This window comes from Flavobacterium sp., assembly GCF_013823965.1.
Lineage (GTDB): Bacteria > Bacteroidota > Bacteroidia > Flavobacteriales > Flavobacteriaceae > Flavobacterium.
The window spans coordinates 1-11682 of sequence record NZ_PNNA01000002.1; the positions used below are offsets into that span (position 1 = coordinate 1).

Consider the following 11682-nt stretch of genomic DNA (forward strand, 5'->3'; position numbering starts at 1 on the left):
CCAATCCTTATAATAGTATTTACAATTTTTTCTATCGAAATAAATAAAAACAGTGTTTTTTACTGGAAAATTGTTGCTAAAAAACGGGCTTTACTGGAAAATTATTCATATTCAATCATTAAAATACCCTTTTAGTGGAAAATACAAAAAGACCTTAATGGCTTTATAATGGAAAATATTTGCGACAAATAGAGTTTTAATGGAAATTAATAGCTATTTTTGAGGTATAAAAGCATTTCTAATGGAAAATAACATCCCAGTTCACCTTCAGGAAGTAATTTTTGCTTCAAGCGATACGGCAATAAGCAGACAATTAGGAAAACTGGAAGAAACGGGGCAAATAAAAAAAATTGCTCCTCGTATTTATACTTCAAATTTCAATGAGTCAGAAGAAATAATTATTAGAAGAAATATTTTTACCATTCTGGGAAAACTATATCCAGGTGCAGTATTAAGTCATCGTTCCGCTTTAGAATTCAAACCAACATCGGCAAATCAAATATTTGTTACCTATACCTATACCAAAAAAATTGAGATTCCCGGTATAACCATTCGTTTCATGGAAGGAATGCCAGCAATCGAAGGAGATAACCCATTTTCTGGAGAATTATTTGTATCACAACAAGAAAGAGCTTTTTTAGAGAATTTGCAATCCTCACGCCAAGTAGGACCAACTTCTAAAACACTTACTTTACCAGAAATTGAAAACAAATTAGAACAAATAGTACAAGTAAAAGGAGAAGTAGGACTAAATCAATTCAGAGACAAGGCAAGAGAAATAGCAGAAAAATTAGGAATGCAATCGGAGTTTGAAAAACTAAACAAACTAATAAGTGCTTTACTAACAACAAAACCTTCAAAGATACTTACATCACCAATTGCGGTAGCAAGAGCTTTAGGAAATCCCTATGACAAACATCGTTTAGAATTATTTGAAAAACTGTTTGTAGAATTGCAACAACAACCTTATAAAGAAAGTCAAGATAAGAATAAGGAAAACAATGCCTTTCGAAATTTCGCCTTCTTTGAAGCCTATTTTTCCAACTACATCGAAGGAACTATTTTCGAAATAGAAGAAGCCAAAAGCATCATTCAAACCGAAACACCAATACCCAATAGGGACGAAGATTCACACGACATATTAGGAACATACAGATTAGTTAGCAATCAAACGGAAATGAGTACAACACCTTCAAATCCTGATGAACTGTTGAACATACTACAATACAGACATCGAATACTTTTGGGAGCTAGAACCTCAAAAAAACCAGGTCAATTCAAAGACAAAAACAACCGCGCAGGCGAAACACACTTTGTCGATCATACCTTGGTTAGAGGGACAATAATAAAAGGATTTGATTACTACCAAGCACTGCAAGAACCATTCGCAAAAGCTGCGTACATTATGTTTATGATAAGCGAAATACACCCATTCTTGGATGGAAATGGCAGAATTGCAAGAGTAATGATGAATGCTGAATTAGTAAAGGCAACCCAAACTCGAATCATAATTCCTACTGTGTATCGTGATGATTATTTGGGAGCATTAAGAAGGTTAACAAGAAACGATGATCCGGCGGTATATATCAGAATGTTGCAAAGAGCACAAGAATTTAGTGCTTCACTCCTAGCAACTGATATGCAAGAATTAGAAAATCATTTAACTTTAAGTAATGCCTTCAAAGAACACGACGAAGCTAAACTGAAAATAATTCCATAACAGTAAAAACAAAATAATAAAAACGGACGTTTTACATTCTAATTGCTCCCCTGATCAACTCTCCCAAAAAAAATGCTGGCGCAGTTTTTAGAAAAAATACGTACGCTTCGCAACTTGCACTAGTAATTTTTTTTTCCAAAGTTGTTTTTACATAATTGAGTATAAAAATTCATTTTTCACTTCAAATCGCATTGATTTTTCTTTATATTTGAAAATAAAATAGGAATGATTATTGGGCAAATTATTAATGCTATTTGTTTTCAAAGAATTTGCTAATTTTTGTAAGTTTTCAAAATCTAAATATTCCCATACTGTACCTCACAAGCTCTAAAGCATTATAAAATAAGGACTATTAATTTCTGCATCGGAAAGTAAATTGCATTGAATTGCCTCTTATTTACATTGCCATTTTTGATGCTGTTAATTGAATTTTATCTTCACAATTTCTTGTGCTTTTTTGATTTTATTCACTTAATATGGAGTTTATTAATATTAATTCCTCATTTGTAAAATGGGTGTTTTTTAAGGCTTGAATCGAGTCTGAAATTTGTTCTGGTTTACTTGCTCCAATCAATACCGAAGTGACACGAATGTCACGCAGTAACCAAGCCAATGCCATGTGTGCCAATTTTTGTCCGCGTTGTTTGGACAAATCATTTAATTTGGAAATCTTGACTATTTTTTCGGGGGTAACATGATTCTCGTTCAGGAATATGCCGCTTGTAGCCACTCTTGAATCCTTGGGTATCCCGTTTAAATATTTATCGGAAAGCAATCCTTGCGCCAAAGGTGAAAAGGGAATACAACCAATTCCTTCTTTTTCCAATACCTCCAACAATCCATTTTCAGGGTCACGAACAAACATCGAATATTTGGGTTGGTGTATCAGGCAGGGTGTTCCCAATTGTTTCAATATAGCGATAGCTTTCTCGGTATCTTCCGCATTATAATTAGAGATTCCCACATACAATGCTTTGCCTTGACGCACGATAAGATCCAAGGTTGACATCGTTTCTTCCAAAGGTGTACCCGGATCTGGCCTATGGTGATAGAAGATATCCACATAGTCCAATTTCATTCTTTTAAGGCTTTGGTCCAAACTGGAAACCAGGTATTTCTTGGATCCCCAATCACCATAAGGCCCTTCCCACATTCCATAACCCGCTTTTGAAGAAATAATCATTTCGTCTCTGTATTTCTTGAAATCTTTTTTCAGTATCCTTCCAAAGTTTTCTTCAGCCGAACCCGGTGGCGGTCCATAATTATTTGCCAAATCAAAATGGGTAATCCCATTATCAAAAGCAGTCCTGACAAGATTTCGACTGTTTTCAAAATTATTTACATCACCGAAATTGTGCCATAACCCTAATGAAAAAGCCGACAATTTAAGGCCGGAATTACCACAGCGACGGTATTCCATGGTTTGATAACGATCTGAAGAAGGTAGGTATGTCATTTAAAAATATATAATTCGTTGTTAGATAAATGCTTTTTAATATGCCTGCAAACATATATAGTTTAGCAAAGGCAACAATTTTAAAATACAAGCTAAAATACAATTTTGGGAGCAATTGACAATTTATTGGCAAACAATTTGAAAACTATTAAGCCGGAGGTTGATTGTAAACATGGCTTTTCTAATCATTTCGAAATTTTCTAACTGAGGTTTGCCAAAAATCGGTTTTGATTTTCTAAAAATGGTTGGATAAAATAGAAATCCAGCAATAGGTTTTTTATATCTGATATTTTTTACATAATTTGCCCTTTTAATCTCAACACAAAAAGAAATGGACGAATCGATTACCATTACTGACGAAGCTATAGCCCAAATCATTCAAGTTCTGGAAGAGGCGAATATGCCGGACGGTAAATTCAGGATTTTCATTACGTTGGATAACCGTTCAGGCTTTCAATATGGTTTTGCGATCGATGATGAAGTCAATGAAGATGACATTGTCATCATCAAACAATTTCAAGCCAAGAATCTTTCTATTTTGATAGATACTATCAGTATTCAATATCTTGAAGGAGCCACAATTGATTACCGACAAAAGGAAAACACACAACAATTTGTCATAACCAATCCTAATGCTGGAAAGTAGTGTCAATTTTTTAATAAACTTAGGAAGCAGTAGCTAGTCTAATTTATCTATTTTTGTGTAGTGTACACAAGAAAAATTTCGTTTTGAATACAATGAATAACCATTTTGCCTCAATATATTTATGAAGAAATACTTCTTACACACCAACAATGAAACCATTGGTCCTTTTGATATAGAAGAATTAAAAGCCCTGAAAATCACCAAAGCAACACCTGTTTGGTTCGAAGGCATGCAACACTGGAAAACCGCCGGGGAAATTCCTGAATTGACTCGACTTTTCATTGCAATTCCGCCACCTATTTCCTCCTTTTCTTCAGCTCTGCCAACACCAAAAGAGGAAAAAATAGCGGATGAACGCAAAATTTTGGGCTTATCCAAAAATACTTTTTTAATAGTTTTCGGAATCTTGGCATTGACAGCGGCTACCCTTGTTTTCAATAACATCCAAGAAAACAGAAGCCGTGAATTGAAACTCAAAAATCATAAAACCGAAGTCGAAAATTATCAATTGGAATTGAAACAAAAAGAATTGGAGGAACAAAAAATCGAAGCTGCAATTCAAGAGAAAATTGATGCCGATAGAAGGGAAAGGAAAAAAAAACAAAGCTCCAGCAACAGGCTTTTGGAAATAGAAAACCTATTGGTAAACTACCAAAATAATTTGGACGAAAACGAGAAAAAACTAAACAATACCTCGGGTTTTAAGCTATTGCGAACTGCTGCTGAGAAAAAAGAGCAAATGGATTTGTTGCAAAAAAACATTGATTCCATCAAAAATGAAATGGTAAAATTGAAAAACGAATCCGACCAATTGAAACTGGAATTGGAGAAAATACCCCAATAATTCCAATAAAGAAAAATATAGATTCTTTAAATATAACTGTAATTGAATCCTTTTTATTTCTGGGAGAACACGATTAAAACAATCGCCATCAAAGCCAAAAACAGCCCGACATAATTCATTTTGGACAGTTTTTCTTTAAAAATAAAGACACCTGTCAAGCTTCCAACAAGGATTACGCCCATATTCATTCCTGCAAAAACAGTGGAAGGATTTTCGGCAAAAGACTGATGCGCTTTGAGATAAAACAGGATGTTTCCAAAGTTGAAAATCCCGACCAAACCTCCAAACAACAGATTTTTGAAATTGAATTTAGCTTTTTTGAAGACTATTTCATAACCTACAACAACAATCATAAGTATCAAAGCCAATCCGAAAACAACGAACAACGAAGTGGTATAAGGCAAATGGGTAAACAATGCGATTTGCTTGAAAAGAATGTCTATCAAACCAAAACCCATCAAGACGATGGCAGGATACATCCAGTTATTTTTGGTATTTTCCGAGGGTTTGTTCAAAATGAGAAGCAAAGCCGGAAAAGCAATCCCGAAAGCGGTAATTTTCAGTCCATTGAAATTTTCTCCAAAAAGCAACCAGGCCGCCAAAATAGGGATGAATAACGAAAGGCGTTGCGCCGCATCGGTTTTCACGATTCCAACTTCCTTTATGGACAAGGCCAAAAACAGAAAAATAGTCGGCAACAAAATACCGAGAGAAACATAAATTTTCCAAGGTGCTCCTATCCCGACATCGGCAAGATTTGGACTGAAAAAAAAGTAGCAAAGTACAAGCGCAAAAATGTAATTGGCAGCAACAATTTGAGAAATGGCAATCGAATAGCGACGCGCCAATTTGAAAATTGCGCCAACACTCACACTGCAAATTATGCTTAAAATCAGGAATACCATGGATTTCTATTTTTATCCGTAAAAGTACAGTTTATATGTTTACGCCTTACTCCGAAAAGGCAAAAGCTGGAACTTGCGTTTGGACTTTCTTTGCATAAACGAAATACTGCATTTTTGGTGTTGCCCTTTTCAGGCTTATCATAAATAAAACTTAAAACGATTAATTTTTGTTTAAAAAATATTTTAAATAATTGAAAATCAATACCTTTATATGAATGTTTTATTGATTATCCAAACTAATTCGTATTGTGTACAACGAGATTCTTCAAGACAGAAAAGAAGCTGGCATATTACTTTCAGGGCAATTGGAAAAATACAAAGAGAGTGACGCTATCATCCTTGCCGTTCCAAGGGGTGGAGTCCCTATTGGGTACGAAATTTCAAAAAAATTACATCTTCCATTGGATATTATTCTTTCCAAAAAAATTGGGCATCCTCTCAACAAAGAATTTGCCATAGGAGCCCTGTCATTGGATTCCTGCTTTATTGATGAACATCCCGAAATTCCAAAAGAATATATCGAAAGTGAAATAAAAAAACTCCGGGAAGCATTACGAAACAAATACAAACTCTATAGAGGCAATCGCAAGCCCGCTAATGTTGGCGGAAAAACAGTGATTCTGGTAGATGATGGCATTGCCACTGGAAACACACTTTTAGCTTGCATGGCCATGTTGAGGAAAAGCAAACCACAAAAAATTGTTGTAGCCGTTTCCGTGGTACCTTTTGACACAGTACCCGTTTTTAAACAAAAAGCAGATGAATTTGTGTATTTGATAGCTTCCAAAAACTTTAGGGGCGTGGGAGGTTTTTATGAAGATTTCGAACAAGTAAACGATGACGAAGTGATTCGCATGCTACACGCTAGCAATTTGATAGAATAACCAATAGTAAATTTAAAAAAATGTCAATTATGAAAAGAGAAGAAATAAACATCCCCTTGTCTTCCGTGACCTTAAAGGGTGAATTAGCACTTCCTGAAAACGCCCTTGGGATAGTTGTTTTTTCGCACGGAAGCGGCAGCAGTCGGTTTAGTCCCAGAAATAAAATGGTGGGAGAATTGATGCAGCAACACGGAATAGGGACATTATTGTTTGATTTGTTAACAGAAGAAGAAGACCGCGCTTACGAAAACAGGTTCGATATTGATTTGCTCGTGAGCCGTTTGATAGAAGCCACGGAATGGTTGATGCAATATAAAATGACCAAAAAAATTCCCGTGGCCTATTTTGGGGCAAGCACCGGAGCGGCATCGGCATTGCGGGCTGCGGCTTATTTTGGCAAAAATATCAGGGCGGTGGTTTCCCGTGGTGGTCGCCCGGATTTAGCATTGAATGCTTTACCCATGGTAACTGCACCCACTTTGCTGATTGTGGGACAAATGGACATGCCGGTAATTAAAATAAATAAACTGGCTTTTGACCAATTGAAATCTATAAAAGAGATGAAAATTATTCCTGGTGCCACTCATTTATTTGAAGAACCCGGCAAATTAATGGAAGTTGCAGAAATGGCCATAGAATGGTTTAAAAAATACTTGGTCCAAAAAGAAACTAATTATAACTTTTGACGAAAAAGCCAATAATTCAATCCTTCAACCAAAACGTTACATTTAAAATTACTTAAACTTTCCGTCCACATAAAACCAACTGCCGTTTTGTTGCACAAAAGTGGAAAATTCGTGATGAATTTGATTGATTTTATTTTCATCCAAAAAATAGGCTTTGAACTCCACCGTGTTTTCAGTCGAAGCAATGATTTCTAGTTTCTGCCATTGATTGACTGTGGCCCAATGCAAAATATCGGCTTTGGAATAGTATTTTCGTTGGGAACCGTGGGTGGTGTTCCATAAATAATCCGCTTGATGGCTGCCATAAGCGGAATATCGAGATTTCATCAAGGCCAAGGCCGTTGGGGCTTTTTCAGTTCCATTGATGTATTTTTGGCAACATTCCGGGAAAGGAATTGCCGAACCGCAAAAACAAAGTGCAGCATTACTCACCTTCTCCTTCGGGATTGATTTTTTGAAACAATTGATTGATCAACACTTGGTATTTGCTGATTTCGATCAAATCTTCGTCTTCGTCTGTATGATCCAAAAAATCATCCAGCTTTTCGCTGATTTCCAATAGTTTGTTGTTGGCTGATTTGTTGTCTTTGGCGGCAATAAAATCAATGATTTCCTGAACGCCGCTTCTTAATTCTTCAAATTGACTCTTATCCATAATTTAATTGTTTTCTGAAGACTTGTCTTCATTGAATTTTTTCACGATTTGTTTCAACTTTTCTTTGCGCAATTCTTTGGCAGCCTTCACTTTTTGCTGTTCTTTGTGCAATTTATCGTTGTGTTTTTTGATGTTTCTTTCGTTATTTCTTCCCATTAGAGTGCTCTTTTTATTTCTTCCAATGACTTGTTGGTAAAAATCAATTGGTCGATGATTTCTTTTCGCAATTCGTCCAAATCGTCATATTCAAAATATTTTGCCCAAGAAGTCAAATTAAACAAATTTCGGATTTGCTTGATTTTTTTGGTGGTTTCAAAACTCGTTCGAAGAATGGCTTTCTGGTCGTATTTCGGATTATTTTTATGTTGATAGTTGACCGTTTTCTTGACATAATTGGCTTCCAGATAATACAATTCTTCCTCGGCATTGTCAGGATAAAATTCGTTCCAAGCGGCAAAACCAATTTTATATTTAGATTCCGATTCAGGTTCCATAGGTTCCAATCGCCATTTGCTGTTGGCCAATCTGCCCCAATGATTCGACAATCGATACATTCCTTCCTTGGCATAAAAATATTTGCTGCCTGATTTGCTGTCGTATTGCACTTCCAAATTTTCTATCTTGTCCGAAAGTACTTCTTGGAAAACACAAAAGGTATTTTTGAAAGAATTGGGACTCGGACGAAATGCTTTTTCCATTGGACAAAGATAACCAGAAAGTCAAGAATATTCCAAGGCAAACAATAATTGATTAACTTTGCACTTTATCATTTTATTAAAACACATCGATTATGACCAAGTCTTCACAAGAAAAAATGCTGCAAAAAGGAGTTTACACCGGAATAATGGAACAAGACGAAAACAACAACTTTTTTTGTGGCGAATATTTATTGGATTACAAGATGGCTCAAAAATTCACTTTAGGCGACTGGATTACCATCAAATCGGTCATCGAAAATCCAAGCGACATCAACTACAACCAATATCCCAAAAAGTCGAAAAACTTCGACAAAGCCAACAACAAGCCGCAGCAATAGGGGCTTTTGATTTAATTTGATTTTTTTTCAGTCGAAAATTGAAAACTTAAAAAAAAGTGTACCTTTGCAAAAAATTGTCGATTTTGAAGCCAAATTGAATTGGTTTTCTATTAAAAGACAAGTAGTTATCTTAATTTATGAAAAAAATAGTTGAATACCGCAAGTTATTGAATGTTGACAAAACTGTAGAATTGAAAGATTTGAAAACCATTTATCGCAATGCGATGAAGGATGCCCATCCCGATAAATTTCAAGGAGATGAAGACGGTTTGAAAGCTGCTGAAGAAAACAGTAAAAAAATTATTGAAGCCTACCATTTTTTGGTGAGCATCAATCCCGAGACCATTAAAGCAAACTTGCCGGAATATACAGAAACCATTTCGACCTCGACAATCACCGATTACAAATTTGTTGAAGGACGATTAATCATCAATTTTTCCAACGGTAGCGTTTATGAATACATCAGTGTTCCCAAAGCCACTTACGTAAAAATGGTAAATGCCGATTCACCGGGAAGATTTGCCAAAAGACATATATTAAACTCTTTTACTTGGAGAAAAACAACCAACCAAGACTAGATTTTCTTGTTCCTTAAATCAAAAACACTCCTTTCGGGAGTGTTTTTTTGTTTCTTGTCGAAAAAACCAAGAGAAAGAATCATAGAACATTTATTTTAAGTAAGTTAGCAGCCCATTACTAAAAAACTAACTTAATTTCGATGAAAGCCCCCTGCAATCTTTACAAAGCCCAATATAGAAAGGCAAAAGAAACCCTTGAGATTCTCTTAATCCAAAAAGCGGAAATCAATCTAAAACTAGAGTCTAATTTTTCAAGTGCTTCCTTGCACAAAGAATTAAGAACGGTAAACATGGATATCAAGATTACGGAAAATGAAATCGAACACGCCGAATACCGCATCCATGAATGCGAATCGAAATACAATTCCTCAGCAGTTTTGTAAAACAACTAGTCAAAAGCGACAAAAATTTGGCTCCATTTTATTACTAAACTTTGGTTCCAATTCCGAAACATTTTTTTAGAAAAGTATCCAAAATTAGTCCTTTTCATTTTCTGACTTCACCCCTAAAAAAATAAAGAAAATATAACAAAAATTTAAGTCATAAAATTATTGCTATTTTTATAAATTTAGATACTTTTGCAGACTTAAATCATTTAACAAATTTATAATGAAAAAAATAATTTTATTACTTTCTGCTACTGTTGTTTTAATTTCTTGTAGCAAAGTTGGCAAAGATGAATACATTATTACAGGTACTGCAACAGGTGTCGAGAATGGTAAAACCATCATACTGGAAACACAAGATGCCGCTGGAATGGGGTTAATTGCGGTAGACACAGTAAAAGTGGAAAATGGTAAATTTGAAATAAAAGGAAAAGTTACTGAACCGGCTTTTCACATGTTACAACTAGAATCTGCCAATGGAAAAATTCCATTTATATTGGAAAACGGTGAAATTAACATTGTAATCAACAAAGACAGCATCAATAAATCCAAGATTTCCGGAACATACAACAATGACGAATTTGTGGTGTTCAACGAAGAACTCATTAAAATTCAAAAGAGTTTGGTTGATTTTCAAACCAAAAACACTCCGATGATGAATACTGCACAACAAAATAAAGACACTGCGGTAATCAATAAATTGATGAAGGAATTTGGTAAACTTCAACAAACTGTTGGTGAAAACACTAAAAAGAAATACACAAGCTACGCAGAAACACATCCTAAATCGTTCATAACTGCCTTAATCATTCAAGGAATGATGAATGATCCAGCCATTGACATCCAAAAAGTGGAAAAATTATATGCCAGCCTAGACGAGTCCCTAAAAACGACAAAACCTGGAAAGGCCATTGAGTTGAAAATCAAGGAATCAAAAATGACTCCTGCCGCTCCACAGCCTGGTGCATCTCCTGCTCCCGCTGCTGCGAACTGAAGGTCAGATTTTTCAGCCCCAAACCCTCAAGGAAAAGTAATTTCCCTAAAGGAAAGTTTAGGAAAAGTAACAATAGTTGACTTTTGGGCTTCATGGTGTGGCCCTTGTAGAGCCGAAAACCCAAACGTGGTAGCCATCTACAATGAGTTTCACTCCAAAGGTTTGAATATTGTTGGCGTTTCTTTAGACAAAGATGCTGCAAAATGGAAAGAAGCCATTGCCAAAGACAAATTGACTTGGATTCAGGTTTCCCATTTAAAGTTTTGGGATGAACCCATAGCTGCCCAATATGAAGTACAATCCATTCCAGCCACATTTATACTGGATGCTTCGGGTAAAGTGGTGGCAAAAGATTTAAGAGGCGAAGAACTTAGGGCTAAAATCAAGGAACTTTTGTCTAAATAAAGACATTTTGATGGAACCGATAAAAAATCTCCCCAGTGGAGATTTTTTTATTTTATTCAATACCAAGACATTGCAACTATTCCAAAAATTAAGTGCCATTTTAGTTTGGAAACCTGAAAACTGTTTATATATTTGCAACCGCTTAGCACAAATAATGCAAGGCAAACATGGTAGCGGGGAGATACTCAAGCGGCCAACGAGGGCAGACTGTAAATCTGCTGTGTGAACTTCGCAGGTTCGAATCCTGCTCTCCCCACGATTAAAAAAACAAGAATTCTCAAAACCCAGTAAATCTTATGATTTACTGGGTTTTTGTTTTTCTGATACCTTCAAATTATTCATTCAATCTTAAAACTTAAGGGGCAAAAGCGAGACCCTAAAAAAATTCAAATCTAGGGTCTCGCTAAATCTTCTTAAGGCTTGCAAACACAGTACTTCTAGCCTGTTCATTATACAGTTCAAAAGATGTACATCTTGTTTGTTATTA

Annotated in this window: 15 protein-coding genes, 1 tRNA gene and 1 pseudogene; 11 read left to right on the top strand and 6 right to left on the bottom strand. The window is 35.5% G+C overall.

The window, feature by feature from the left end; genetic code table 11:
* Window positions 1–241: 241 nt before the first annotated feature.
* A complete protein-coding gene (locus C0430_RS00030) occupies window positions 242–1720 on the top strand; it encodes a Fic family protein (RefSeq protein ID WP_290864093.1) in 1479 nt (492 codons plus the stop codon).
* A gap of 463 nt (window positions 1721–2183) precedes the next feature.
* Here C0430_RS00030 and mgrA read toward each other — a convergent pair whose 3' ends face one another.
* The gene (gene mgrA, locus C0430_RS00035) at window positions 2184–3176 is read right to left on the bottom strand and encodes an L-glyceraldehyde 3-phosphate reductase (protein ID WP_290864095.1); all 993 of its coding nucleotides are present in this window, start codon (window positions 3174–3176) and stop codon (window positions 2184–2186) included.
* Window positions 3177–3507: 331 nt separating this feature from the next.
* Here mgrA and C0430_RS00040 point away from each other — a divergent pair, with 331 nt between their 5' ends.
* A complete protein-coding gene (locus C0430_RS00040) occupies window positions 3508–3822 on the top strand; it encodes an iron-sulfur cluster assembly accessory protein (RefSeq protein WP_290864097.1) in 315 nt (104 codons plus the stop codon).
* A 121-nt stretch (window positions 3823–3943) separates the two neighbouring features.
* A complete protein-coding gene (locus C0430_RS00045) occupies window positions 3944–4666 on the top strand; it encodes a GYF domain-containing protein (protein ID WP_290864099.1) in 723 nt (240 codons plus the stop codon).
* Between the two features lie 53 nt (window positions 4667–4719).
* Here C0430_RS00045 and C0430_RS00050 read toward each other — a convergent pair whose 3' ends face one another.
* Window positions 4720–5571: an EamA/RhaT family transporter gene (locus tag C0430_RS00050; protein ID WP_290864101.1), complete on the bottom strand. Its 852-nt coding sequence runs from the start codon at window positions 5569–5571 to the stop codon at window positions 4720–4722.
* A gap of 248 nt (window positions 5572–5819) precedes the next feature.
* On the opposite strand from C0430_RS00050, the gene C0430_RS00055 reads away from it, so the two are divergent.
* On the top strand, window positions 5820–6455 hold the full coding sequence (locus tag C0430_RS00055; protein ID WP_290864103.1) for a phosphoribosyltransferase family protein: 636 nt from the start codon (window positions 5820–5822) through the stop codon (window positions 6453–6455).
* Window positions 6456–6484: 29 nt separating this feature from the next.
* The gene (locus tag C0430_RS00060) at window positions 6485–7141 is read left to right on the top strand and encodes an alpha/beta hydrolase (RefSeq protein ID WP_290864105.1); all 657 of its coding nucleotides are present in this window, start codon (window positions 6485–6487) and stop codon (window positions 7139–7141) included.
* A 48-nt stretch (window positions 7142–7189) separates the two neighbouring features.
* Here the strand turns inward: C0430_RS00060 and C0430_RS00065 are convergent, their stop codons facing one another.
* The 4 genes from C0430_RS00065 to C0430_RS00080 are packed head-to-tail and all read right to left on the bottom strand — an operon-like array spanning window position 7190 to window position 8494.
* Window positions 7190–7573 carry a YchJ family metal-binding protein gene (locus tag C0430_RS00065; RefSeq protein ID WP_290864107.1) on the bottom strand — a complete coding sequence of 128 codons (384 nt, stop codon included), beginning with the start codon at window positions 7571–7573 and terminating at the stop codon, window positions 7190–7192.
* Window positions 7566–7796, bottom strand: coding sequence for a hypothetical protein (locus tag C0430_RS00070; protein ID WP_290864109.1), 231 nt, complete (start codon window positions 7794–7796; stop codon window positions 7566–7568). Before C0430_RS00070 ends, C0430_RS00065 begins: the two co-directional genes overlap by 8 nt.
* 3 nt (window positions 7797–7799) lie before the next feature.
* Complete coding sequence (locus tag C0430_RS00075; RefSeq protein WP_290864111.1) at window positions 7800–7952, bottom strand: hypothetical protein; 153 nt, start codon at window positions 7950–7952, stop codon at window positions 7800–7802.
* Window positions 7952–8494: a hypothetical protein gene (locus tag C0430_RS00080; protein ID WP_290864113.1), complete on the bottom strand. Its 543-nt coding sequence runs from the start codon at window positions 8492–8494 to the stop codon at window positions 7952–7954. Before C0430_RS00080 ends, C0430_RS00075 begins: the two co-directional genes overlap by 1 nt.
* Before the next feature lie 92 nt (window positions 8495–8586).
* On the opposite strand from C0430_RS00080, the gene C0430_RS00085 reads away from it, so the two are divergent.
* The 6 genes and pseudogenes from C0430_RS00085 to C0430_RS00110 all read left to right on the top strand — a co-directional run bounded on the left by C0430_RS00085 (window position 8587) and on the right by C0430_RS00110 (window position 11451).
* Complete coding sequence (locus tag C0430_RS00085) at window positions 8587–8832, top strand: hypothetical protein (protein WP_290864115.1); 246 nt, start codon at window positions 8587–8589, stop codon at window positions 8830–8832.
* Between the two features lie 137 nt (window positions 8833–8969).
* Window positions 8970–9410: a KTSC domain-containing protein gene (locus C0430_RS00090; RefSeq protein WP_290864117.1), complete on the top strand. Its 441-nt coding sequence runs from the start codon at window positions 8970–8972 to the stop codon at window positions 9408–9410.
* Between the two features lie 140 nt (window positions 9411–9550).
* Complete coding sequence (locus tag C0430_RS00095; RefSeq protein ID WP_290864119.1) at window positions 9551–9793, top strand: hypothetical protein; 243 nt, start codon at window positions 9551–9553, stop codon at window positions 9791–9793.
* 226 nt (window positions 9794–10019) lie between these two features.
* Complete coding sequence (locus C0430_RS00100) at window positions 10020–10790, top strand: DUF4369 domain-containing protein (RefSeq protein WP_290864121.1); 771 nt, start codon at window positions 10020–10022, stop codon at window positions 10788–10790.
* Window positions 10791–10808: 18 nt separating this feature from the next.
* A pseudogene (locus tag C0430_RS00105) lies at window positions 10809–11195 on the top strand (TlpA disulfide reductase family protein); the annotation flags it as partial.
* 175 nt (window positions 11196–11370) lie between these two features.
* A tRNA-Tyr gene (locus tag C0430_RS00110) sits at window positions 11371–11451 on the top strand.
* Window positions 11452–11682: the final 231 nt, after the last annotated feature.